The organism is Lelliottia sp. F153 (assembly GCF_002870005.1).
In the GTDB taxonomy this organism is placed as follows: Bacteria; Pseudomonadota; Gammaproteobacteria; order Enterobacterales; family Enterobacteriaceae; genus Enterobacter; species Enterobacter nimipressuralis.
In genome coordinates this window covers 95,577-117,621 of record NZ_PKFT01000004.1, presented here as the reverse complement: position 1 = coordinate 117,621, position 22,045 = coordinate 95,577, and the positions used below count along the sequence as shown (strand labels likewise).

Annotated in this window: 25 protein-coding genes and 2 pseudogenes; 7 read left to right on the top strand and 20 right to left on the bottom strand. The window is 53.9% G+C overall.

Annotated features, from left to right (window positions below):
* Nucleotides 1-116 precede the first annotated feature (116 nt).
* From F153LOC_RS12615 to dgcQ, 3 genes are all read left to right on the top strand, one after another.
* Complete coding sequence (locus F153LOC_RS12615) at nt 117-1,028, top strand: DUF808 domain-containing protein (RefSeq protein WP_100779682.1); 912 nt, start codon at nt 117-119, stop codon at nt 1,026-1,028.
* A 78-nt stretch (nt 1,029-1,106) separates the two neighbouring features.
* Nucleotides 1,107-1,289 (top strand): YodC family protein, encoded by a 183-nt coding sequence (locus F153LOC_RS12610; RefSeq protein WP_102104034.1) that lies wholly within the window; start codon nt 1,107-1,109, stop codon nt 1,287-1,289.
* 126 nt (nt 1,290-1,415) lie between these two features.
* Nucleotides 1,416-3,107 (top strand): cellulose biosynthesis regulator diguanylate cyclase DgcQ, encoded by a 1,692-nt coding sequence (gene dgcQ / locus F153LOC_RS12605; RefSeq protein WP_102104033.1) that lies wholly within the window; start codon nt 1,416-1,418, stop codon nt 3,105-3,107.
* Here the strand turns inward: dgcQ and F153LOC_RS12600 are convergent.
* Entirely contained in the window at nt 3,074-3,901 is an 828-nt protein-coding gene (locus F153LOC_RS12600) for a mannosyl-3-phosphoglycerate phosphatase-related protein (protein WP_102104032.1), read from the bottom strand. The genes dgcQ and F153LOC_RS12600 overlap by 34 nt on opposite strands.
* 293 nt (nt 3,902-4,194) lie before the next feature.
* Nucleotides 4,195-4,422, bottom strand: coding sequence for a YodD family peroxide/acid resistance protein (gene yodD, locus F153LOC_RS12595; protein WP_100779685.1), 228 nt, complete (start codon nt 4,420-4,422; stop codon nt 4,195-4,197).
* Nucleotides 4,423-4,550: 128 nt separating this feature from the next.
* On the opposite strand from yodD, the gene dsrB reads away from it, so the two are divergent.
* Nucleotides 4,551-4,745 carry a protein DsrB gene (dsrB, locus tag F153LOC_RS12590; protein WP_181826524.1) on the top strand — a complete coding sequence of 65 codons (195 nt, stop codon included), beginning with the start codon at nt 4,551-4,553 and terminating at the stop codon, nt 4,743-4,745.
* Nucleotides 4,746-4,834: 89 nt separating this feature from the next.
* On the opposite strand, the gene rcsA is transcribed toward dsrB, so the two are convergent.
* The 14 genes from rcsA to fliF all read right to left on the bottom strand — a co-directional run bounded on the left by rcsA (nt 4,835) and on the right by fliF (nt 16,362).
* Complete coding sequence (gene rcsA, locus F153LOC_RS12585; protein ID WP_100779687.1) at nt 4,835-5,458, bottom strand: transcriptional regulator RcsA; 624 nt, start codon at nt 5,456-5,458, stop codon at nt 4,835-4,837.
* A gap of 286 nt (nt 5,459-5,744) precedes the next feature.
* Complete coding sequence (fliR, locus tag F153LOC_RS12580; protein ID WP_100779688.1) at nt 5,745-6,539, bottom strand: flagellar biosynthetic protein FliR; 795 nt, start codon at nt 6,537-6,539, stop codon at nt 5,745-5,747.
* 8 nt (nt 6,540-6,547) lie between these two features.
* Nucleotides 6,548-6,817: a flagellar biosynthesis protein FliQ gene (gene fliQ / locus F153LOC_RS12575; protein ID WP_039032550.1), complete on the bottom strand. Its 270-nt coding sequence runs from the start codon at nt 6,815-6,817 to the stop codon at nt 6,548-6,550.
* Between the two features lie 10 nt (nt 6,818-6,827).
* Nucleotides 6,828-7,565: a flagellar type III secretion system pore protein FliP gene (gene fliP / locus F153LOC_RS12570; protein ID WP_100779689.1), complete on the bottom strand. Its 738-nt coding sequence runs from the start codon at nt 7,563-7,565 to the stop codon at nt 6,828-6,830.
* Nucleotides 7,565-7,939 carry a flagellar biosynthetic protein FliO gene (gene fliO, locus F153LOC_RS12565; protein WP_100779690.1) on the bottom strand — a complete coding sequence of 125 codons (375 nt, stop codon included), beginning with the start codon at nt 7,937-7,939 and terminating at the stop codon, nt 7,565-7,567. The genes fliP and fliO overlap by 1 nt, the downstream gene beginning before the upstream one ends.
* Nucleotides 7,940-7,941: 2 nt before the next feature.
* Nucleotides 7,942-8,355 carry a flagellar motor switch protein FliN gene (gene fliN / locus F153LOC_RS12560; protein WP_100779691.1) on the bottom strand — a complete coding sequence of 138 codons (414 nt, stop codon included), beginning with the start codon at nt 8,353-8,355 and terminating at the stop codon, nt 7,942-7,944.
* Complete coding sequence (fliM, locus tag F153LOC_RS12555) at nt 8,352-9,356, bottom strand: flagellar motor switch protein FliM (RefSeq protein WP_100779692.1); 1,005 nt, start codon at nt 9,354-9,356, stop codon at nt 8,352-8,354. Before fliM ends, fliN begins: the two co-directional genes overlap by 4 nt.
* Before the next feature lie 4 nt (nt 9,357-9,360).
* A complete protein-coding gene (gene fliL / locus F153LOC_RS12550) occupies nt 9,361-9,828 on the bottom strand; it encodes a flagellar basal body-associated protein FliL (RefSeq protein WP_100779693.1) in 468 nt (155 codons plus the stop codon).
* A 105-nt stretch (nt 9,829-9,933) separates the two neighbouring features.
* Entirely contained in the window at nt 9,934-11,160 is a 1,227-nt protein-coding gene (fliK, locus tag F153LOC_RS12545; protein WP_102104031.1) for a flagellar hook length control protein FliK, read from the bottom strand.
* Complete coding sequence (gene fliJ / locus F153LOC_RS12540; protein ID WP_100779695.1) at nt 11,157-11,600, bottom strand: flagellar export protein FliJ; 444 nt, start codon at nt 11,598-11,600, stop codon at nt 11,157-11,159. Before fliJ ends, fliK begins: the two co-directional genes overlap by 4 nt.
* Before the next feature lie 21 nt (nt 11,601-11,621).
* A complete protein-coding gene (gene fliI, locus F153LOC_RS12535) occupies nt 11,622-12,992 on the bottom strand; it encodes a flagellar protein export ATPase FliI (protein WP_100779696.1) in 1,371 nt (456 codons plus the stop codon).
* Nucleotides 12,992-13,699, bottom strand: coding sequence for a flagellar assembly protein FliH (gene fliH, locus F153LOC_RS12530; protein WP_100779697.1), 708 nt, complete (start codon nt 13,697-13,699; stop codon nt 12,992-12,994). The genes fliI and fliH overlap by 1 nt, the downstream gene beginning before the upstream one ends.
* Nucleotides 13,692-14,687: a flagellar motor switch protein FliG gene (gene fliG, locus F153LOC_RS12525; protein ID WP_100779698.1), complete on the bottom strand. Its 996-nt coding sequence runs from the start codon at nt 14,685-14,687 to the stop codon at nt 13,692-13,694. Before fliG ends, fliH begins: the two co-directional genes overlap by 8 nt.
* Nucleotides 14,680-16,362, bottom strand: a complete 1,683-nt coding sequence (fliF, locus tag F153LOC_RS12520; RefSeq protein WP_100779699.1) for a flagellar basal-body MS-ring/collar protein FliF — start codon at nt 16,360-16,362, stop codon at nt 14,680-14,682. Before fliF ends, fliG begins: the two co-directional genes overlap by 8 nt.
* Nucleotides 16,363-16,590: 228 nt before the next feature.
* Here fliF and fliE point away from each other — a divergent pair, with 228 nt between their 5' ends.
* Entirely contained in the window at nt 16,591-16,905 is a 315-nt protein-coding gene (fliE, locus tag F153LOC_RS12515; protein WP_100779700.1) for a flagellar hook-basal body complex protein FliE, read from the top strand.
* A gap of 26 nt (nt 16,906-16,931) precedes the next feature.
* On the opposite strand, the pseudogene F153LOC_RS12510 reads toward fliE, so the two are convergent.
* Nucleotides 16,932-18,227 (bottom strand): annotated as a pseudogene (locus tag F153LOC_RS12510) (tyrosine-type recombinase/integrase).
* Nucleotides 18,228-18,272: 45 nt separating this feature from the next.
* On the bottom strand, nt 18,273-18,518 hold the full coding sequence (gene xisR, locus F153LOC_RS12505; protein WP_102104030.1) for an excisionase family protein: 246 nt from the start codon (nt 18,516-18,518) through the stop codon (nt 18,273-18,275).
* 209 nt (nt 18,519-18,727) lie between these two features.
* Between xisR and F153LOC_RS21630 the strand changes: the two are divergent.
* Nucleotides 18,728-19,144, top strand: a pseudogene (locus F153LOC_RS21630) (hypothetical protein); the annotation flags it as partial.
* Between the two features lie 548 nt (nt 19,145-19,692).
* On the top strand, nt 19,693-20,613 hold the full coding sequence (locus tag F153LOC_RS12495) for a hypothetical protein (protein ID WP_102104029.1): 921 nt from the start codon (nt 19,693-19,695) through the stop codon (nt 20,611-20,613).
* On the opposite strand, the gene F153LOC_RS12490 is transcribed toward F153LOC_RS12495, so the two are convergent.
* Both F153LOC_RS12490 and F153LOC_RS12485 read right to left on the bottom strand, forming a co-directional pair.
* Complete coding sequence (locus F153LOC_RS12490; protein ID WP_102128626.1) at nt 20,610-20,912, bottom strand: hypothetical protein; 303 nt, start codon at nt 20,910-20,912, stop codon at nt 20,610-20,612. The two genes, F153LOC_RS12495 and F153LOC_RS12490, sit on opposite strands and share 4 nt — an antisense overlap.
* 18 nt (nt 20,913-20,930) lie before the next feature.
* Complete coding sequence (locus F153LOC_RS12485) at nt 20,931-22,043, bottom strand: hypothetical protein (protein ID WP_158238454.1); 1,113 nt, start codon at nt 22,041-22,043, stop codon at nt 20,931-20,933.
* Between the last annotated feature and the right edge of the window lie 2 nt (nt 22,044-22,045).

Below are 22,045 nucleotides of genomic sequence, written 5' to 3'. Positions count from 1 at the left end.
AGTCCTTTAATTGTGTCTCTGATGTGAATTATTTGTTGACTTGAGCTGCCTGTTTCAGGGTTTCGCTTTTTGCTCCATACTATTCACTTAATTATCAAAATAAGAAGGATCAGATTTTGGCAGGAAGTAGCTTATTAACATTGCTTGATGATATTGCCACCTTACTGGATGACATTTCAGTGATGGGAAAACTGGCCGCGAAGAAAACGGCCGGGGTGCTGGGGGATGATTTATCCCTTAACGCGCAGCAGGTGACGGGCGTGCGCGCCAACCGTGAGCTGCCGGTGGTGTGGAGCGTGGCGAAAGGGTCCTTTATCAATAAAGTGATTCTGGTGCCGCTGGCCCTGCTGATCAGCGCCTTTATTCCCTGGGCCATTACGCCGCTGCTGATGATTGGCGGGGCGTTCCTCTGTTACGAAGGCGTCGAGAAAGTGCTGCACTCCTTCGGTTCCCATAAAGACGCAGAGACCCCGCAGGCGCGCCAGCAGCGCCTGGAAGCGCTCGCGGCGAAGGACCCGCAGGCTTTCGAGCGCGATAAGGTGAAAGGGGCCATTCGCACGGACTTTATCCTCTCGGCTGAAATCGTGGCGATTACCCTTGGGATCGTGTCGGAATCCCCGCTGCTTAACCAGGTGCTGGTTCTCTCCGGTATTGCGATTCTGGTCACCGTGGGCGTGTATGGCCTGGTGGGTGTGATCGTGAAACTGGACGACATGGGCTATTGGCTGGAGCAAAAATCCAACGCGCTGGCAAAAGCGGTGGGTAAAGGTCTGCTGGTGCTGGCGCCGTGGCTAATGAAATCACTCACCATTATCGGCACCCTGGCGATGTTCCTCGTCGGCGGTGGGATTGTGGTACACGGTATTCCACCGCTGCATCACGCCATTGAACATTTCTCCGCTGAATACGGAGCGGTGGTGGCAGCGATAGCTCCGATGATCGCTAACCTGGTGATTGGCTTCATTATTGGCGCCATCGTGATTGCCGCCGTGAAGGGCATCGAAAAGCTGCGCGGGGTTTCGCACTAATTGTTCCCTGCGTCACTATGCAAAAAGGCCATTCCTCGTCTAGATTGAAACAGTTTCACCCTGATACAGGAGGCGGGTATGGTCTTTGTGGTCAGTGATGAAGTTAAGTCAAAAAAGGGTGGTCCACCAATGATTGTCACCGGCTATTCCAGCGGTATGGTGGAGTGCCGGTGGTACGACGGGTACGGCATCAAGCGGGAAGCGTTTCGTGAAGACGAGCTTCTGCCAGGTGACGGACGACAGCGTCGCGACACGGCTTAATCACGCAACGCCCGGCATGTCCGGGCGTTTTTGTTGACTATCGTCCTGCGCAGTGCTTGTCTTAAGAGATCGAACCGCGGCGTTGGGTTATAAGCGGATGATGCAAGATTTCAGCAGGGAGTGTCTGTGCAGCGCGATGTCTATAAAGCAAAAAAGCAATTTCTGGAACGGTTACGCCATCATCCGGGAAAAATTGTTAATCTCTGTTTTTTGGTTGTCCTCATTTTTTCTACGATCCTGACCTGGCGCGAAGTGGTGGTGCTTGAAGAGGCGTACATCTCAAGCCAGCAAAACCATCTTGAAAATGTCGCCAACTCCCTCGACCGTCAGCTTCAGTTCAGCATTGATAAACTGCTCTTTTTTCGTCACAGCATGGGCGATGCGCTGCAAACGCCGCTCGGCTTTCGCGTGTTGCACGATGCGGTAACCAGCTTCAACCGCCTGCGCACCGACCCCTTCTGGCAGCTGGATGTCGACCAGCAGCGCACCTTGCCCATTAGCGGCGTCTCAGACGCGACGGTGGCGCGCACCACCCTATTGGCGCGGGATAATCAGCGCATCGGCAACGAACTCTCCGCCGCGCTGGAGGTGGGGTATTTACTGCGTCTCGCCACCTCAACCACCGGTAAAGAGCGGCGTGTCTCGTACGTCTCGCGGGCGGGATTTTTCCTCTCAACAGATCCTTCACCGCTCAATCACACCCTGATCTCGCGTTATTACGAGCTGGTGACGCGCCCGTGGTTTACCGAGCAGACCGAGCGGCAAAACCGCGCGCGCGGCGTGCGCTGGTTTATGGCACCGGTATCCGGGGCGCAGGAAGAGCGGGTGATCACCGCCAGCCTGCCGGTCTATCTGGACCACTACTGGTACGGCGTGCTGGCAATGGATTTCACCCTCCCGACCATGAAGCAACTGCTGACGGAAGCCGTCGATAAGCGCACGGACGGGGAGTATCAGCTTTACGACAGCCGCCTCAACCTGATCACCACCTCCGAGCCGCCGGACGGCCTGGTGAATCAGTTTGACGAGCGCGAGCGGGCGCAAATTGCCCACGCCATCGAAGGCGACACGGAAGGGGGGATTCGACTGAATTCGCGCTATGTGAGCTGGGAGCGGCTCGATCATTTTGATGGCGTGGTGCTGCGGGTTCATACCCTGCAGGAGGGCGTGAACGGTGAGTTCGGCAGTATCAGCATTGCACTGGCCCTGCTGTGGGCGCTCTTTACGGCGATGCTGCTGATTTCCTGGCTGGTGATCCGCCGGATGGTCAGCAACATGTACCGGATGCAACATTCCCTGCAGTGGCAGGCGTGGCACGACCCGCTGACGCGCCTGAACAATCGCGGCGCCTTGTTCGAACGGGCGAAGGTGCTGGCCGAAGAGTGCCGTCAGCAGAAATTGCCGTTCTCCGTGATTCAGATCGATTTGGACCATTTCAAAAGCATTAACGACAGATTCGGCCACCAGGCGGGCGATAAAGTGTTGTGCCACGCAGCCGGGCTGATCGCCAGCGCGTTACGCACCAGCGACGTGGCCGGGCGTGTGGGTGGCGAAGAGTTTTGCGTGGTGCTGCCAGGGGCCACGACGCAGGAGGCGGCAAATGTCGCCGAGCGTATTCGCGCCTGTATCAATCGCAAAGAGATTCTGGTGATGAAGAGTACCACCACGCGGATCAGCGCCTCGCTCGGGGTGAGCAGTACGGAGGAGAACGGTAATTTCGACTTCCCGCAGCTGCAATCCATTGCTGATATGCGCCTCTACCTGGCGAAGCAGCAGGGGAGAAATCAGGTGATGTGGCGCGATGCCGATAAGAAATGATCGAGTCCTTCACTCCAGCCTTCCGGTCCCGGTTGGGTGGTGTGATAGACCCGCTCAGGAATGTCATCCTGTAGCTGAATACCGAAACGGTTAATGCCTTTTACCACCACGGCGTAATCGACGTTATCGAGCAGGGGGGCGTCATTAGGGCCATCGCCCAGCCCGATGGTGGTGGGAACAAATCCCTCGCGTTTGCGGTACTCGTCGATCAGCCAGTTCACCGCCTGATCTTTACCGCCGCGCGCGTCCAGAATGTGCCAGAACCGTGCTCCCTGCACGAACTTCAGGCCGAGCTGGACCAGTTCGGCTTCAAACTGCGTCATACGCTCATCGCTGTCGCGCCAGATAAGGGTAATCGAGGCTTCATGCAGTCGCGCCAGCGCTGAGCGCTCGCGGTTAAGCCCGGTCCATTCCCCGATGACCCGTTCATCGACATCATCGAAGGTAGTGAATTTATACCCAGTGCGCTCCCGTATCGGATCAATCAGACGGCGAATCTCAGTGTGCGGTGTCCCGTTAATCAGGCGCGGCGCGTCGGGGTGATCGTCCCAGCGTACGTCGAGCTGAATAACCGCGCCGTTTTCGGCAATAAAGGGCAACCCTTCCAGCCCCAAATCCTGCTGAATTTCGAGCGTTTCGGCGGCCGTTTTACTGCTGCATAAAATGACCGGGATCTGATGGTCCTGCAATTTATTCAGCCAGGACGTGGCAGGGCGCCAGTCATAGGTATGAATATCCAGCAGCGTACCGTCGAGGTCGGTAAAAATCAGCAGCGTCTCCTTAAGTAGGGACATAGCATCTCCTGAAAGGTGTTGTGCCTGAGATTAATCCTAAAACAAATTTTGCATAAGCAGTCCCGATTCCGGAACCGATCCCGCCGACCCGCATGGAGCAAGGGCCGCGATTCATAATCAAAACTGACAGTTACCGCAAATAGCATTTATGAAAGGAATATATCCTTGTCATGCAATTTTATTGGGGATAAGGTAAATCCCACATCAGATTTCCTGGTGTAACGAATTTACAAGTGCTTCTTGCATAAGCAAGTTTGATCCCGGTCATCCCCATGACCGGGATTTTTTTCGCCTCACCGATTCACTTCGCTGACACTGAAATCATGAATGTCTAATTCGAACGCCTCGGCCAGCTCACGGTAGGTGTGATAATCCCGTCCGTCGATGCTCACGCGCGTAGGGTCATCTTCCGCACGCTTCACTTCGCTCTCACTGATTTCGTTAATCGCGGCCAGCAGGGCATCGACATCGACGTTCACCTCACGTTTCGCCGTGTCGCTGTACTCTTTCGCGGTCTTCATTCTTCATACCTCATTTCGCCGTTCCCAGCGTTAAGTATAGACTGCCCACAAAAGCGCCATTCACTCTTGCAACCGCTGCCAGTTGCTGCGTTTTGTTCTACACTGGCTCAAAACCACAGGAGGATTTTATGAAGGTCAACGATCGGGTCACCGTCAAGACGGACGGCGGACCGCGCCGCCCAGGCGTAGTACTGGCAGTGGAACAGTTCAACGAAGGCATCATGTATCTGGTGTCGCTGGAAGATTACCCGCTCGGCATCTGGTTCTTTAACGAGATTGGCCACTCTGACGGGATCTTTGTGGAAAAAGCAGAATCTGAGTAAGACGGTGTCGGGTGAGGAGAACTCGCCCGGCCCAAAAACGAAAAATCTCTGGCCAGGCCAGAGATTGATATGTGTGAAGAGTGAAATTATCAGCGCATATTGACAAAAATACCGTTAGTCACATTATCTGTCAGACGAACAACATGATAGATGACCTGTTTATTATGCGTTTTTATTTTCCTTTTAATATTACCCTTATGTGACGATACCGTTTTTGCTTTGATATTCATCTGGTCAGAGATTTGAATTGTGCCTTGTCCCGCCATCCACATTCTCAGCATACTCGATTCAGTACGGCTTAATGATAACGTGGGTAAGTTAAACTCAGCTACACTCTTTGTCTCTTTATTCAAATAATCACCCAAAATGTCATCCAGCGACTCGGGCTTAATTGATTTAGAACTGATTAATAGGTTTTTACGCACTAGCAAATATTCATCGAAATGGATATTTGCAATGGCCATAAAAACAATAAACAGGGTTTTAGGATGTTGATTAATGATCTGCTTAATGTGCTGACTGTTGGCTGGATCGTGAATGAAACAGTCCTCATTAATAAACACCACGCCAGGCTTGTAAGTATCACAAGCGGCTGCAAGTTCGCCAACATCATGAACATCGTTGATGTCTCGCTTTTTAACCCCTCTGCTGGTCAGATACCCGGTTAGCCCTAGCCGGGTGTAACTGCATAAATCCATAATGATCGTTGACATGGCATACCCTCACTCAATGCGTAACGATAATTCACCATCTGCCTGAGAGCTCATAAACAGCCATACGGGATGGAATAAAAGGTATAAACCTGTGAGCAATACAAAGACTTTCAGGCGAACTCACTATCCCGTAAAGTTACGTATAATTTGCCAGGAATCATCTTAAAGTAAAGTAAATGTTGAGTAATGTGAAGGGCATAAAAACAAATAAACCGCACCAGATATATCCTGGTAGATGTTTTTCATGTTTTATTTTAAGAATATCCTTAGAGAGACAATATAAACATCAAGGATTAATATTCTTGGGTAGCTCGTGAACAATATCGGCCAGAAGATTAAACAGTTCGCCAAATAAATGTTCACAGAAGGGGGCGATAAGTGGCATTAACAAGCCCATCAATATCAGACCGACGGTTAAGGTGATCGGGAAGCCAATGACAAATACCGACAGCTGCGGCGCCATACGGTTCAGTAACCCGAGCGCGAGGTTAACGGTCAGGAGAAGCGTAATGACCGGCAGCGCCAGCATCAGGCCGTTGAGGAAAATCAGCCCGGCCGCACGGACCAGCGCCATAAACGCATTGCTGTTCACCGGGTTTCCACCGATCGGCAGCGTGTGGAAGGTATCCACCAGCATCGAAATCAGCCACAGGTGGCCATTGAAGGTTAAGAACAGCAGTAGCGCCAGCATATCGATGATACGCGCCAGCACCGGCATGTTGAGGTGGCTACCCGGGTCAATGAACGTGGCGAAGGACAGGCCCATCTGCAGGCCGATCAGCTCACCGGCGGTACGGATGGCCGCAAACGCCAGTTGCATGGTAAAGCCAATCGCCACGCCAATCAGCACCTGCTGTAGCGCAAGCCAGACGGCCTGCGGGGAGAAAATCGCGACGTTGACCGGCGGCAGATTAGGGGCAATCACAAAGGTAATCAGCATCCCCAGCCCAATTTTGACGCGCTTAGGGATCGATTTTTCGCTCAGCACAGGGGCGGTCATGATCAGCGCCATCACGCGCAGCAGCGGCCAGAAATAGAGTCCGAGCCACTGTATAAACTGGTCGCTGGTGAAATGTAGCATTCAGTCGATCAGCCGATGATGTACGGCAGGTTAGTAAACAGGTTGCGCATGTAGTCGAGCAACAGGTTTAACATCCACGGCCCGGCGATGATAATCGCCACGAAAACCGCGATGATCTTCGGGATGAAGGAGAGCGTCATTTCGTTAATTTGCGTCGCGGCCTGCAAAATACTGATGACCAGACCGGTGACCAGCGCCACCAGCAGCAGAGGGGCGGCCACGGAAATGGCGACTTTCATCGCCTCCGTGCCCATCATCATGACCGATTCGGGTGTCATTCGGCGTGCCTCAACTGTAGAAACTCTGCGCCAGCGATCCGACCAGCAGTTGCCAGCCGTCGACCAGCACAAAGAGCATGATCTTAAAGGGCAGGGCAATGGTGGCGGGGGGGACCATCATCATCCCGAGCGCCATCAGCACGCTGGCGATCACCAGGTCGATAATCAGGAACGGGATAAAAATGGTGAAGCCAATCTGGAACGCGGTTTTCAGCTCGCTGGTCACGTAAGCCGGCAGCAGAATGCGCATTGGCACCGCTTCAGGTCCCTGAATCGGGCCGGTGTTCGCCAGGCGAGCAAACAACGCTAAATCCGCTTCACGGGTCTGGCGCAGCATAAATTCTCGCAGCGGCTGAGCGCCTTTTTCGAGCGCCACCTGCATGGAAATTTTGTCTTCACTGAACGGCTGATAGGCGTCGGCATATATCTTGTCGATCACCGGCGACATAATAAAAAAGGTCAGAAACAGGGCTAATCCGAGCAGCACCTGGTTCGGCGGCGCGGAGGGCGTACCCAGCGCATTTCGCAGCAAACCAAAGACGATAATGATACGGGTGAAGCTGGTCATCATCAGTAGAACGGCCGGGATAAAGGTCAGGGCGGTGATAAACACCAGCGTCTGAACCGGCAGGGACCAGCTTTGACCTCCACCGGCAATGGGGGTCGAAATCAGACCGGGTAATTGGGCATAGACCGCGGGAGTAAACAGGGCGATGCCTGCCAGCGTAAGGGACAACAAACGGCGCATCAGGATCTCCCGGAACGCTTAAGCAAACTCTTCATAACGGACTGAAAATCCGCTGGACTCTCTGCGTTCTCTGGCACCGTTTCCGGCGCAGGAGGCAGTTTATGCAGCACAGTAATTTGTGATGCCGTCACGCCCAATACCAGGCGCGCATCTTCTACTTCAACGATCACCACGCGCTCGCGCGGGCCGAGCGACGTACTGGCGCTCACTTTAAGACCGCGCGCGTGGGCGGTTTTACCCGCCAGGCCAAAACGTTTAGCCAGCCACGCGACGATCAAAATAAAGGCAATAATACCGAACAGCGCGCCGCTCACCTGGAGCAGCGGCGAGCCGGGAACCGCAGAGGGCTGTGATACCGTTGCCTCAGTTTTCATGCTTAACGGCTCAGACGACGCATACGTTCGGATGGGGTGATGATGTCGGTGATACGCACGCCGTATTTATCGGCTACCACCACCACTTCGCCCTGTGCAATCAGATAGCCGTTGATCAGAATATCCAGCGGCTCACCGGCAAGCCCTTCCAGCGCCACCACGGAACCCTGCGTCAGGCGCAGCAGCTCTTTGATGGTCATACGGCTACGGCCCAGCTCCACGGTCAGCTTGACCGGGATATCCATAATCAGATCGATATCCTGCAGCGTACCGCTGACGTCGCCGCCGCCTATCTGCTGAAAGACTGCGTCCGCCGCGCTTTTGCTCGGGGTTGCCTGTTGCTCGTTTAACGCATCAGCCCACAGATCGTCCAGTGCTCCGCTGTTTTCATCGGACGGATTGTTTATGTCACTCATTTGGGCTGTTCCTCATTCAGCGAATTCAATATCGGATTGATCAAGTGCTCAACGCGTAGCGCGTATTGACCGTTAACGGTGCCGTACTGACTGGTCAATACCGGTACGCCATCCACATGGGCAATTATGCGGTCGGGTTTTTCTATCGGCAGAACGTCGCCGGGTTGTAATTTCAGGATCTGGGACAGGCGCAGCGGGATATCCGCAAAGCTCGCCACCAGTTCAAGCTGTGAGTGCTGAACCTGACGCACCAGATTCTCGCGCCAGTTCTGATCTTCATTGCGCGAGTTTTCCAGCGGTGGGTTTACCAGCACTTCACGCAGAGGTTCAATCATGCTGAAGGGCAGACAAATATTAAATTCGCCGGTCAGGTTGCCGATTTCGACGTGGAACGGCGTATTGACGACGATATCGTTCGGCGACGTGGTGATGTTGGTGAATTTGACCTGCATCTCCGAACGCACGTACTCCACTTCCAGCGGGTTAATCGCTTTCCATGCGTCGCTGTAGGATTCCAGCGCCAGCTTCAGCATGCGGTTAATGACACGCTGCTCGGTATGGGTAAATTCGCGCCCTTCGACCTTCGTCGGGAAACGACCGTCACCACCAAACAGGTTATCCACCGCGATAAAGACCAGGCTCGGTGAAAACACGAACAGCCCGGTGCCACGCAGTGGTTTCAGGTGGATAAGGTTAAGGTTGGTTGGCACCGGCAGGTTGCGGGCAAACTCATGATACGGCTGAATGCGAATCGCCCCGACGGTGATGTCCGGGCTACGACGCAACAGGTTAAACAGCCCCATACGGAACTGACGCGCAAAACGTTCGTTGATGATCTCCAGCGCCTGCAGGCGCTCGCGCACCACGCGACGCTGGGTATTCGGGTCATAGGGGCGAATATCAGGTTCGCCGCCCAGTCCCGGTAGTGGTTCATCGCTCTTATCGCTGTCGCCATTGAGCAGCGCATCGATTTCCGCTTGAGAAAGAATACTATCGCCCATGTCTTTACCGCAGGATAAATGCTGTGTACAGAACGTCAGTGACTTCCTGCTTAGGTTGACCTGCTACCAGTGGCGCTGCCAGCGTTTGTTTGATGGCCTCGACCAGCTTTTGCTTCCCGTCATCGGTGGCAAGCCCGGAGGCGTCCTGACGAGAGAAAAGCAGTAACAGGCGGCTGCGCACTTCTGGCAGGTATTCGCTCAGACGGGTGCGAGTTGCGTCATCTTTCAGGCGCAGGGTAATGCCGACGTACAGCACGCGATCCGCATCACCGAGGTTAACGGTGAACGTATCCAGTGCGAAAAAGACCGGGGCCGGAGGCGGCGGGGGTTCGGCAACGGCAGCGGCTGACGGCGCCTGCTGTGAACGCCAGTAACTATAGCCAGCGGTCGCACAAGCGGCGAGCGTAATTAACACCAGCAGCGGGACCCAGATGGAGCGCTTGCTTTTTTTGGTGATAGCGGAGTCAGTCATCTGATTCGAGCATCCTGTTTCGGTACAGCTAATACAGTGATTATCCCGTGTCCTGCTTTGGTCAAAGCGTGGAAAAGACGGGGATAATCACGTTACCTCTGGCGTTTAGGCAAAGATGTCTACGGCGCCATTTCCACGTGCTGCGGACTGCAGTGCAGCAGGCGTGACCAGCAATTCATCGTTGTCGTCGTTAAATCCACCCTGCTGACCAGAGCGCGAAGCCTGCTGTTGCTGCTGGGAAGAGGACTGCTGCTGACCGGCAAAGCTCTCACTGCTGATGTTGCTTTGCGACAGCTGAATGCCGTTCTCCGCCAGCTGCGTGCGCAGCATAGGCAGCGCTGCTTCCAGCGCCGCACGCACGTTGCTGTGGGCTGAAACCATCTGCAACTGTGCCTGGTTATCTTCAAGTTTAAGCGAAATTTGCACTTGTCCCAGATCTTCTGGATGCAGTCGCAGTTCAGCGCTTTGCTGACCTTGTTTCGTGAATAGCGTGACGTGCTGACTGACGGCCTGCTGCCATTCGTGTGTCCCCAGCGGCTGGCTGATAACCGGCGCGGGAGCGGCGGCTGCGGCAGGTGGGGCGGTAATATTGCTGGCGAGAATTGGCGCAAGCGTGGAGGTTGGCGCCGTCGCCGAACCGGCACTCGCGACTTCCTGCTTCGCGGCAGAGGCTGCGGCTGCCGGTGTTAACGGCTGCGCGCTGGCTGGAAGAGGGGGGCTGTCTGCATCGGCACTGTTTGCCTGAGTTTTACCGCGAAGCGAAAAATCAGCGACATCCATCAGTGAACCGCGTCCTGAAGCAGGCTGCGCCGCCGTCGGCTGCGTTGCCACTGTATGGGTCTCAACGGCCTGGGCAACGGCCGCCGTCGCCGTTTGCTGATGCGGTAACATCGCCATCAGCGCGCTCAGCCCGGCCAGCTCTTCGTCGTTCAGATCTGTTTTGAGGTCATCTTTTTGCGCGTTCGCGTTCGCCGTCAGCGCTTTCAGCGCATCGCCGTGAGTGGCAGGAATTAACCCGGACACCAGCGTTTGCAGAGGAGCGTCCTGCGCCGTGTCATCGGCCACGAGCTGATCCTGACGTGCCAGCAGAGTGGCGAGTTTCGTCTGGAGAGCGCTATCGCCGTCCTTAAGGATCGCCTCTTTCGACAGCTTGCTGGTGGCGGCTTTCAGGGACGCCAGCGTAATGGGCGCGTCTTTGCCCTGGCCTGCGGTGTCGCTTAACGCACCCGCCAGCAGGGAGAGAAAATCTTGCGCGCCTTCTGCGCCTTTTCCAGTCTGCGTACCGCCGGACAGGTCAGTGTCGGTCATCAGCAGTTGTTGCAGTGTGATCATTCCGGTTTCCTCGTTGATGCGCGCTGGGCAAACTCATCCATTTTTTTCTGATCAAGGCGGTTCTCGGCAAGCAGGGTGGCGGCGGTTTGTCGGTCCTGTAACGTAGTCCAGGCCTGGAGCCGCTGCTTTTTCTCTCGCCAGAAATTCAGTGCCTTATCGACTTTCTGGTCCCACTGGGACAACTGCTGGCGATGCTGCTCGATCGCCTTTTCCAGCGTCTGAATAAACTGCTGATAGTTAATCCAGCGCTGGCTGCCAATGCCCTGTGTCATATCGGTATTGAGGTTGGTGCGATATTCATGCTGATAGTCGATTAACATCGTCAACTGTTCTTCAGCCTGCTGATATCCGCGTCGCATTGCGCCAAGCTGCAGTGCGGCATCATCAACTTCTTTTTCAGCCAGATCTTTTAGCGTAGCTAATGCGCTGTTTTGCGCCATGATCTTCGCCCTCCACCTGTGTTACACCTGCGGGAATATCAGTTCCAGAGCCTGGATTGAGTCTTCCCAGTCGGCGCGTTCAAAAATACCTTGTTGCAAGAACGCTTCCAGTTGCGGCCAAAGCGTAATCGCCTTGTCCAGCATCGGGTCGCTGCCTTTGGCATATGCCCCCACGCTCACCAGATCGCGGTTGCGCTGGAAGCTTGAGAGCAGTTGTTTAAAGTTACGCACGCGGGCGTAATGTTTTTCGCTGATCAGCGCGGTCATCGCACGGCTGATCGACGCTTCAATATCAATCGCCGGATAGTGGCCCGCTTCGGCCAGACGACGCGAGAGCACGATGTGACCGTCGAGGATCGCACGCGCCGAGTCGGCAATCGGGTCCTGCTGGTCGTCGCCTTCGGTCAGAACCGTGTAAAACGCCGTCACCGAGCCGCCGCCGCTAATGCCGTTACCCGCGCGTTCAACCAGCGCAGGCAGTTTGGCAAACACCGAAGGCGGATAGCCTTTGGTCGCCGGTGGTTCGCCGATCGCCAGCGCGATCTCACGCTGCGCCATCGCGTAGCGGGTGAGGGAGTCCATAATCAGCAGCACGTGCTGGCCGCGATCGCGGAAATCCTCGGCAATACGGGTGGCGTACGCCGCGCCCTGCATACGCAGCAGCGGAGAGACATCTGCCGGTGCGGCGATGACCACGGAACGTGCGCGGCCTTCAGCACCGAGAATGTTCTCGATAAAATCTTTTACTTCGCGGCCACGCTCGCCAATCAGCCCGACGACAATCACGTCGGCCTGGGTGTAGCGCGCCATCATCCCGAGCAGCACCGATTTACCGACGCCGGAACCGGCGAACAGGCCCATACGCTGGCCGCGACCGACGGTAAGCAAGGCGTTGATCGGGCGCACGCCCGTATCCAGCACGTGTTCAATGGCGGTACGTTGCAGCGGGTTAAACGGCTGGGTGATCAGCGCACCGGTTTCGGTGGTATCCGGAGCAGGCAGGCCGTCGAGCGGTTTACCTGCGCCATCGAGGACACGGCCTAACAGCGCCGGACCGAGCGGCAATTGCTTACCGCTGTGCAGCCCGTCGCCAGCATTATTTTTCGCATACACGCGCGCGCCGGGCAGAATGCCTTCCACCTCTTCCAGCGGCATCAAAAACAGTCGCTGGCCATTAAAACCGACGACTTCGCTTTCCACTTCGCGCGTTTCATTGGCGTCCTGACGTTCAATCACGCAGGTCGCGCCGAGAGGCAACTGCAAGCCGGTGGCTTCCAGAACCAGCCCGGTTGCGCGGGTCAGACGCCCGTAACGACGAACCGATGGCAGTTGCGCCATCTTGGTTTCAAAATTGTCGAGCGTGTTGAGCCAGCGCGTGAGACGGGCGGTCATCAGACAACTCCCGGTGCAGCCAGGCGGCACAGTTCCTGCCAGCGCGTGGCGACGCTGGCATCCAGATCGCCTTCGTCGGCAGAGACTTTGCAGCCGCCGTGATGTAGCGACGGATCGCCGCGCAGACGCCAGCCGTGCAGGCTCAGCGTCGCGCCCAGCATCTCTTCGACTCGCTGGAGATCGTCAGGGTGTACGCGCAGCTGAGGTTTACCGCTGAACAGCGGCTCCTGCTGGAGCAGACCCTGGATCTGTTTTATCAGCGCCGAGTTATCTACCACCGGCGTATGACCAATCACCTGACGTGCCGCTTCCAGCGCCATCTGCATCAGGCGCGAGGCGATCACGCTATCCAGCGCGTCGAGGGTATTCTGAAATTCGCTCACCAGCTGTTGCATCCGCGCATGGATCGGCGCCTGCTGCTGGCGAGACTGCTCAAGACCTTGCTCCAGGCCCTGTGCTTTGCCTTCTTCATAGCCCTGCTGGTGGCCCTGATGGCGACCTTCGCTCAGACCGGCGTTATAGCCTTGCTCATGCGCCTGCATTTGCAGCTGCGCCAGCATCTGCGCCCGCTGCTCTTCTTCGCTCAGCTCTGGCGCCTCTTCGTCTGGCTCTTCCGTGAGGGAAGGGGCCAGCGCGGGCATAAACTCCGTCATCGGAGGGGCCAGATCGTCAGGAGTCCAGCGCTTCCACGGCAGCTCCTTAGACATACGCATCGTCTCCGCTGCCAATCACCATCTCGCCGGTTTCGGCCAGACGACGAACGATAAGCAGGATCGCTTTCTGCTCGTTTTCCACCTGAGACAGACGAACCGGGCCACGGTTGGCAAGGTCGTCGCGCAGGATATCCGCCGCACGCTGGGACATGTTGCGCAGGAATTTCTCGCGCAGCGGCTGCTCGGCACCTTTGAGGGCGATAAGCAGGGATTCGGAATCCACTTCCTGGAGCAGGCGCTGAACGCTGCGATCGTCGACCTCGACCAGGTTTTCGAACAGGAACATCTCGTCGATAATTTTCTGGGCCAGCTCGCCGTCGAATTCGCGAACGGCGGTAATAACGGCTTCTTCCTGCTGGGTTTTCATCAGGTTGATGATTTCCGCTGCAGTTCTCACGCCGCCCATTTTGCTGCGCTTGAGGTTCTGGCCGTCGAGCAGGCTGTTCAGCACTTCGGTCAGTTCCGCCAGCGCGGCCGGCTGGACACCCCCGAAGGTGGCGATACGCAGCATCACGTCGTGACGCAGACGCTCGTCGAACAGGGCCAGAATATCTGCCGCCTGACCCCGTTTGAGGTGGACCAGAATGGTGGCGATAATCTGCGGGTGCTCGTCGCGAATCAGGTCGGCGGCGCTCTGCGGCTCCATAAAGTTGAGCGTTTCGATGCCGCTGGCGGTATCGCGCGTCTCGAGAATGTCTTCCAGCAGGCTGGCAGCACGCTCCTCGCCCAGGGCTTTGACCAGGACGGAACGCAGGTAGTCGTTGGCGTTGACGTTGAGGGCAGCAAACTGTTCTGCTTCCTGCTCAAACTCCGCCAGCACTTCCGTCAGCTGTTTGTTAGAGATCTGACGCACGTTCGCCATCGCCGCACTGAGCAACTGCACTTCACGCTGGGAGAGGTGTTTGAACACCTCAGCCGCACGGTCTTCACCGATGGTCATCAGCAGGATGACGCTTTTATCTTTACCGCTTAGATTACTCATCTTCGTTACCCATCCACTGGCGAATCACCAGCGCGACGACGCGTGGATCGTTATCGGACATTTCGCGAATACGCTGGCTCATGACCTCAGCGCCCATGCGCTGGTTGGCACGGCGTTGCTGCATCTGCTCGTCTTTGCTCAGGCGAACTTCAACGGCATCTTCCGTTTCCTGACGCGAATTCATGCTTTCTTGTGCGGCTTTCAGCTGCTCTGCGCGACGGTTGAGCTGTGGACGAATACCTTTACGCCACAGCAGCCACGCCACAATCAGTACCAGTAACCAGCGGCCTGCAGACATCAGCTGATCGATAAACGACTGCTGTTGCCAGAACGGCAGCTCGCCACCCGTTTCGTCGGTCGCCGTGAACGGAGAGTTCACTACGTTCAGGGTGTCACCGCGTTTCTCGGAGTAGCCCATGGCTTCGCGAGTCAGGTCTTCGATCTGCTTCATCTGATCGGTGGTCAGCGGCAGCGGTTTCCCGTCCGGCAGCGTTTTGTAGTTCACCACCACGGCAACGGAGAGACGCTGTACATCGCCCACGTTCATTTTGGTGTGGCGAATGGTACGGTCGACTTCGTAGTTGGTGGTCTCGTTACGGCTGGAGTTACGTGGACCCGTACTGGCCGCCGTCGAGGTGGTCTGCTGTGCATTATTCTGCTGACCGTTCTGCTGATTCGCCGGAGGCGTCGAAATCGGTGCCGCGTTAGCCGGGGCAGGGGTATTCGAGAGCGCACCCGGTACGCCGCCCGGATTCTGGCCGCCGATCTGCTCGGTGGTGTTCAGCTGACGGGAACGCATCACTGCCTGAGCCGCATCGCCGTTCGGGCTGTACTGCTCTTCCGTCTGCTCTTTATTGGCAAAATCGATCTGTGCAGTAACCTGCGCGTGGACGTTGCCGGTGCCAACGATAGGACCGAGGATCGCTTCGATACGGCGCTGGACGCGGCCTTCCACGTCGGTTGCATACTTCAGTTGGGCGTCGTTCAGGTCACGGCTGCTGGTATTGGACTGGGTCAGCAGATGGCCACCCTGATCGACCACGGTCACGTTACCCGGCGGCAGACCGGCTACGGCGCTGGAGACCAGATGGGTAATGGCGCTGATCTGTCCTTCGTCCAGCGCTCGGCCGGGTTCGAGAGTGGCGGTTACCGAGGCGGTCGGCGATTTTTGCTCACGCACGAAGAGGGACGGTTTTGGCATCGCCAGGTGTACACGGGCAGTTTTAACCGGGCCGAGCGTTTCGATGGTGCGGGCCAGCTCACCCTCCAGCGCACGCTGGTAGTTGATCTGCTCGCTGAACTGGCTGATACCGAACTTTTCCTGATCCAGCAGTTCGAAACCGACGGCGCCACCTTTCGGCAGACCTTGCTGGGCCAGACGTAAACGCAGTTCGTGGACTTTGTCCGCAGGAACTTCCAGGGCACCACCGTTATCGGCGAAGCGATAAGGGATGTTCATTTGGGTCAGTTGGGTGACGATAGCCCCGCCGTCCTGATCGGACAGGTTACTATAAAGGGTGCGATAGTCCGGGCTTTTTGCCCACAGGACCATCGCCACGAGAATCGCAATAGCGGCAGCGCCTGCCACGATCAACGGGATTTTAGGGTTCGCGCGCAGGCGGTTCATCCACTCGAGCGATTTATTTTGCGGTGCTGCCGATGCTGTCGCAGTCATAGCGCACCTCGTGGCTCGTTGTGGATAACGTTATTCGTGTAGTGAAACAAAACTGACTCCCGGGTCGGCAAACACGACAAAAGGTCCATATTGATGGCCCTGCCATTATTTGATGATTCGGGATTTTCTATTCGTCAAATAACCTGGTTTTTTAACGCTATTTACCGCCATTATCTCATTGACAAGGTGCTAGTCTTGACCCCGTAAAAAACCATCCAGGGGAGAGTCATGGCAATACAAGGCATTGAAGGGGTGATCAGCCAGTTGCAGGCAACGGCGATGACAGCCCGTAATCAGGACGTTACGGACACACAATCGACGGTCAGCTTTGCAGGACAGCTGCACGCCGCTCTCGATCGCATCAGCGACACGCAAAACGCGGCACGCGCGCAGGCAGAGAAGTTCTCCCTCGGCGAACCGGGTGTGGCGCTGAACGACGTGATGACCGATTTGCAAAAATCATCGGTCTCTTTGCAGATGGGTATTCAGGTGCGTAATAAGCTGGTTTCGGCTTATCAGGAAATGATGTCGATGCAGGTTTAGGTTAGCTAACCTAATGAAATATAAAATTAATAACCATCCGATCCCACTGCGTGGGGCATGGATGGGGCAAACTCACTCAATTTCTGGTTAAGGATGAGTACCTGGTCCTGGTTATTTTCGGACATCCAGGATCCGTACACCCTATAAACCCTTTGCGCGTCGGTGTGGCCCATTTGCTTCGCAATGAAGTTTGGGTTGGCACCGGCAGCTCATGACCAGCAAGCATAAGTGTGTCGGGACTGGTATGCTCTGCGATAGCGAATCCCGGCGCGTCGCATTGCCACCTCCCATGACTGGTTAATCGACCCCACTGCGTAATGATGCCCGGCAAGACTATTACGCGATACGATTTGCGGGTTGAACATGAACGTGCATGGATGCACAACTGAACGACCATACTCGCGTAGTTTCACTTCAACCTGATACTGCTTTCCAAGGCGAGTCATTTCCGCCTGATTCTTCAGCACGTCTAAAGCCGGTTGAATCAGGTTAATGATGCGGTCCGTCCCAGCTTCTGTCTTAGGAAGTGTGAATTCCTTCGTTAAAGTGTGGTTCCGGCGAATGATCATTGTTCCCGCTTTGAGGTCGATATCTTCCCACGCCAAAGACACCAGTTCGCCGTGACGTACCCCGGTGTACACCGCCAGCGACCACATGTTTTTCAGTTGCTGATGGCTACAAGCGTTTATCATCCTGACAAACTCTTCACGTGTTAGCGGATCTGGTTCTGTACGTGACCGCTTGAGAAGGGAGATACCATTGAACGGATTCGCTTTGACATAGCCACTATCAGCCGCAAAGTTGAACATACCTGACATGGTTCTCATGTAGTTGTTCACCGTCCTGACAGAGCGGCCTTTTACAGGTGTTTTCTGTCCCTTTTTCATAACGTGATAGCCGGTTAACAATTCCTTTCGGATAAACAGCAGGTCTTCCTGAGTAACCGCAGATACCAGCCTGTCCCCGCCAATCCTCGGCACCATATTGCGCGCTATAGATGAATAGCGAGACATCGCATTGGTGCTGATCTCCATGCGCTTCAGTTCGAGCCATTTATTAGCCAGCTCTAGCACGGTGATTTCCTTGCTCTCCACGCCGAATTTCTTCAGGTTAGGAGAGTCAGGAAACTGAGCGGCATAGTTGAAATTACCGGTCTTAATAGAAAAGCACACCGACGCTCGCAGTTCGCCAGCGACCTTTCTGTTTTTTGGTGTATCTGGCACACCGAGGCTTTCACGCACCCGGCTGCCTTTATAGATGAACCATATGCGGAGCGTACCGCCATGGTTCTCCACGCCTGTTGGGTATGCTGACTTAGTCATTATTCCCTCCTGACGTCCAAGAACCCGCTAAGCATAAACGGTTCTTCATTGACGTGCACCCGGCTGATTTTTTCGGAGACTCTCGACCCACTGGTCAATGGCCTTACGGTTATACATGCATTCACTGTTTGGTTTCGACACGCCATCAGGGGAGATGTGAAGATATTCTCGCCCTACCATCCAGCATTTTTTGCGCGCCGCCTCGATAGTTCCCGGGCGAAGTCCGGTAATCTCGACCAGCTTTTCTTGTGTTACCCAGTCGTTGGGCACGATTAAGTTCAGTTCGCTCATGGTCGCTCCTATGACATCTTGTTATAAAACTGCGGCTGGTCTGGTGTGGCCGCGCGAAGTTCATTTTCGTTGTGCATCTGATAGCTTCCATCATCCCATCGGCATCAGTATTTATGGTGATCGCTATCTGGTTCTATCTGGCTCTCAACGTATCCATGTATGCCGCCAGTCTTAAGCTGGACTAAGATGAGACGAATGATGTCTGGTATCGATGGGACGATCTTTCATCCATACCAAAAGTTGTACCTGCAGGGTCAACCCCGGATTCAACTGGAGGAATTGGTGACGGCAAATGGGTTGCTGTCGACATTAGTGACGTGCTTCGAAAAGAGTTAGCGACGTCAGGCGGTTCTGCCATGGTGGGGCACCAAGATACGACAGTTGCATTGGCATTGAATGATGTCGCAGATAAAGCAAACCAGTCTCTCTACCTTGCAAAAAATACTCGGTACCTTGGAGTTGCTAATAATCTTCTGCGCTCGGGAGGTTCATTGAAAATAGTTTGTGTGGGGGACCGCATTACTGCGGGGCAGACACTATCAGTTCAGATAAAATCGCCTCGCCAACCGGCAACCCTCAGACAATTGCGCCGATACAGTACCCTGGTAGACTTGAGATTAGGCTGAACTTTTTAACGCCTGCCAGTGTTTCCGTAATTAACCGCGGCTGGTCAGGCGACACGGTGATGAGAAGCTGGACAAGGTGGACCACTAAGCCTAATGCGAATGTCTGCCATTTAATGCTGGGAATCAATGATGCTACTGGTGTCGATGGTGAAACCTTCGAACAATACTGCGATTATTACGAGCGATTAATCCGCCGTTACATTGACTGGGGCTGTAGTGTTGTTGTCCATACTGCAACTCCGCAGTAGTTTGGTCAAAATGATGGTGGGCAAAGATACACAGAATATGTCAGATCGCTAGCTAAGGCGTACGGGTGCCCTGTTTTCGACAGTGACAGCGTCATCCAATATTGCACCTATAACAGTGTTTATTCTGATGCAGTGCATTTCAATAAAGCTGGATATGCAAAATATGGTGACGCGGTCGCCTCTTTCGTCCTTGCTGGCGGATGGGTAAGGCCATTCAAAGGTATTTCATCATTTTCTGCACAACAGCCTGGAAGGAGTTCGGATGGAATTGGGTGGTTTGGAAAGAATACTACTCAGTCAATGAATCTTACCGGATCCTTTGTCTTAAATGGGCAAACAGGGACGATGCCCGCTTCCTCAGGAGCGGTAAGCTTTTTCTCTTTTTATCTTGATTGTGAAGCCGCAAATGTCTTCATGGTTGGTTATCTGGAGGGAGGGGTAATTTCAATGGCGCAACCTGAGAATACCGTTGACGGGTATGCGGCTATCAACCGCATCCAGCCGAAACATATGTCATCTGAAATTCGTGAGACGGTTAACTATGTAGCACCAGCAAGGCCAACATCCGAAACCAAGAAATCATGGGTAGGATCGCTTGTTGGTAGAGGTTGGAAATTTGTATATGTACATAACTCAGGTCCAAATGCCCTTAACCTTTGTTATTTTGTGTTAGAACCATGTGATCATGAAGATGTGTTCAAGACAAATGCAGCCGTCACAAACGGCAGCAAGCAAGTGTTGTTATTCAAGCAACCAACAGTAGGGCGCGCTAACACAGGCTCCATACTTGCTACAGCCGCACAGATGCCAGCGCAAGTTGATTTCCCACTGCCCAGGGGGCTTTATAGACAGGCTCAGCTATGGAACCACGTATGGGATTCCTTTACCTTTGAAGCTAAGCTTAAGACAAATGGGGCAAGCGATACGACATTGAATGGAGTTTCGAAAATTATTGCCCTTCCGAGAGGAGATGCATTCTTTGATTTGTTCTATCCGTTCCAGTCGCAGGCCACCTTGCTAAAACCAACTTCTGTTCAGGTTGTCTGGTCGGACCCAAATGCGACTACTGAAACAAAGACTGCGGGCTTTCCAACCATCAACAGGGCAAGGGTGTACCTGCGTTTCAACTTCCCTACATCCGGAGCTAATGTCGCCGCCTATTACTCTCTGGAGGTTGAGTGCAACAGTTCTAACGCAGGTTATGGTGCCTGGATGGATTAACGATTGTATTTGTAAGTAACTTCAGGTGGGAAGATGACAATATTGCCATCCACCAATTTGCATTTTCCCACCGAGTCCTCCGGAAAGTTCTCCCCATTTTGATAATGCATAATGACAGCCACTTCTGTATCGGATGAATTTGTTGGCTTGATATCAAGAGCCAATGCGCTGCCTGACATAAGCGACCTGAATGCCGAGACACAAAAATCTGGTGAAAGTCTTAATGCTTTTGTCTCACCAATTGCTGACACACTTATAGCTGCCATACATGAAGTGAGAAGGATTGCTATTTTCTTCATTAGTGTCTCGTTCCAATGTTAGTTGGGGGTGTTCCCAAAGTATCCAGATACAGAGTTACGCTCAATGGTTGTGATGATAACGAGGTCTGGCTTGAATTCCTTTATCAGTTTTTCCATATTTTTTGGATCGGACAAGACCTCTTGGTAGTGACGCTGAATGATGGTGGAGAATGTCGCGTTCATGTACGGATACAGCGCCACCCCGAAAGAGTCTCTCAACCATAAAACTTTCTTGTCATTAAGCGCGTTTGAAGAATGAACAATCAGTTGCTTTTCCATATTTTCCTGGCGATCAGACAGGTCACCGTTTCTAATATGATGGCCTTCAAAATCAGTGATTTCCAACTCCGATTCACGTTTAATCCTGACTGAAACTTCCGTGTCTTTAACGTATGGAGTAATGTGAAGAAAACGACTTAAATCGCCCCCTAATTTTTCACTGAATGACAAATGGATGTCATCCGGGCCAAGCCAATGCAATGAAGGCAAGGTCTCGCTGATTTTTCTTTGTAGGTCTTGGTAGCCATACCATGCGCCGAATTCGTTCCAGTGTGTATCGGTTTTGTAATATAAAGGCTCGTGAGAAGAGTTTTTGTATCTTTTGATAGATGAGCTAAGGTCCGCTAAAGTCCTGTCCTTTTTTGACTGTAACAGTAAGTATTCAACGTTTGGGCTTGCTTTTGACTTAAATGCCCAGTCAGGCATCATCTCGCGATAAATTGTATGAGAGTTCGGAGCAATGCTGACAAAGTAACCAAGCCCGCCTTGAGATTTCACGAATCCATCCCATTTAGCTCTTGCCTCAGCAAATCTGTCCAAACGATCTTGATTGAACGGTTTCATGCCTCTTGATTCAGACATGACGTAAGCGTGTCGGTCGCCTAAAAAAAGCCACCCATCTTTTCCAACAATGGTATTTTCTGGGGAAATGGATGCGCCATTTTTATAATAGGCATAACCAAGAAGTGGAAGCGCAAAGTCCATACTGAAGAGATTGCTATGGTGAAGCCAGGTAATCCCATTTTTGTTGATATTTTTTGGGCCAGTAAAATCATTATAAATATTTATAACTGGCACAATGGACAGACCGATAAGGGAAGTAATGATGAAGTTATGAATGTACTTTTTCATCT

Coding starts and splice junctions, on each gene's coding strand:
- dsrB (WP_181826524.1), top strand. CDS start 4,551: ATGAAGGTCAACGATCGGGTCACCGTCAAGACGGACGGCGGACCGCGC.
- fliQ (WP_039032550.1), bottom strand. CDS start 6,817: ATGACACCCGAATCGGTCATGATGATGGGCACGGAGGCGATGAAAGTC.
- F153LOC_RS12610 (WP_102104034.1), top strand. CDS start 1,107: ATGGTCTTTGTGGTCAGTGATGAAGTTAAGTCAAAAAAGGGTGGTCCA.
- fliL (WP_100779693.1), bottom strand. CDS start 9,828: ATGACTGACTCCGCTATCACCAAAAAAAGCAAGCGCTCCATCTGGGTC.
- yodD (WP_100779685.1), bottom strand. CDS start 4,422: ATGAAGACCGCGAAAGAGTACAGCGACACGGCGAAACGTGAGGTGAAC.
- fliH (WP_100779697.1), bottom strand. CDS start 13,699: ATGTCTAAGGAGCTGCCGTGGAAGCGCTGGACTCCTGACGATCTGGCC.
- fliE (WP_100779700.1), top strand. CDS start 16,591: ATGGCAATACAAGGCATTGAAGGGGTGATCAGCCAGTTGCAGGCAACG.
- fliG (WP_100779698.1), bottom strand. CDS start 14,687: ATGAGTAATCTAAGCGGTAAAGATAAAAGCGTCATCCTGCTGATGACC.
- xisR (WP_102104030.1), bottom strand. CDS start 18,518: ATGAGCGAACTGAACTTAATCGTGCCCAACGACTGGGTAACACAAGAA.
- rcsA (WP_100779687.1), bottom strand. CDS start 5,458: ATGTCAACGATCATTATGGATTTATGCAGTTACACCCGGCTAGGGCTA.
- F153LOC_RS12485 (WP_158238454.1), bottom strand. CDS start 22,043: ATGAAAAAGTACATTCATAACTTCATCATTACTTCCCTTATCGGTCTG.
- F153LOC_RS12490 (WP_102128626.1), bottom strand. CDS start 20,912: ATGAAGAAAATAGCAATCCTTCTCACTTCATGTATGGCAGCTATAAGT.
- fliK (WP_102104031.1), bottom strand. CDS start 11,160: ATGATCACACTGCAACAACTGCTGATGACCGACACTGACCTGTCCGGC.
- fliP (WP_100779689.1), bottom strand. CDS start 7,565: ATGCGCCGTTTGTTGTCCCTTACGCTGGCAGGCATCGCCCTGTTTACT.
- fliF (WP_100779699.1), bottom strand. CDS start 16,362: ATGACTGCGACAGCATCGGCAGCACCGCAAAATAAATCGCTCGAGTGG.
- fliR (WP_100779688.1), bottom strand. CDS start 6,539: ATGCTACATTTCACCAGCGACCAGTTTATACAGTGGCTCGGACTCTAT.
- fliN (WP_100779691.1), bottom strand. CDS start 8,355: ATGAGTGACATAAACAATCCGTCCGATGAAAACAGCGGAGCACTGGAC.
- F153LOC_RS12495 (WP_102104029.1), top strand. CDS start 19,693: ATGAATCTTACCGGATCCTTTGTCTTAAATGGGCAAACAGGGACGATG.
- fliI (WP_100779696.1), bottom strand. CDS start 12,992: ATGACCGCCCGTCTCACGCGCTGGCTCAACACGCTCGACAATTTTGAA.
- fliM (WP_100779692.1), bottom strand. CDS start 9,356: ATGGGCGATAGTATTCTTTCTCAAGCGGAAATCGATGCGCTGCTCAAT.
- fliO (WP_100779690.1), bottom strand. CDS start 7,939: ATGAAAACTGAGGCAACGGTATCACAGCCCTCTGCGGTTCCCGGCTCG.
- fliJ (WP_100779695.1), bottom strand. CDS start 11,600: ATGGCGCAAAACAGCGCATTAGCTACGCTAAAAGATCTGGCTGAAAAA.
- F153LOC_RS12600 (WP_102104032.1), bottom strand. CDS start 3,901: ATGTCCCTACTTAAGGAGACGCTGCTGATTTTTACCGACCTCGACGGT.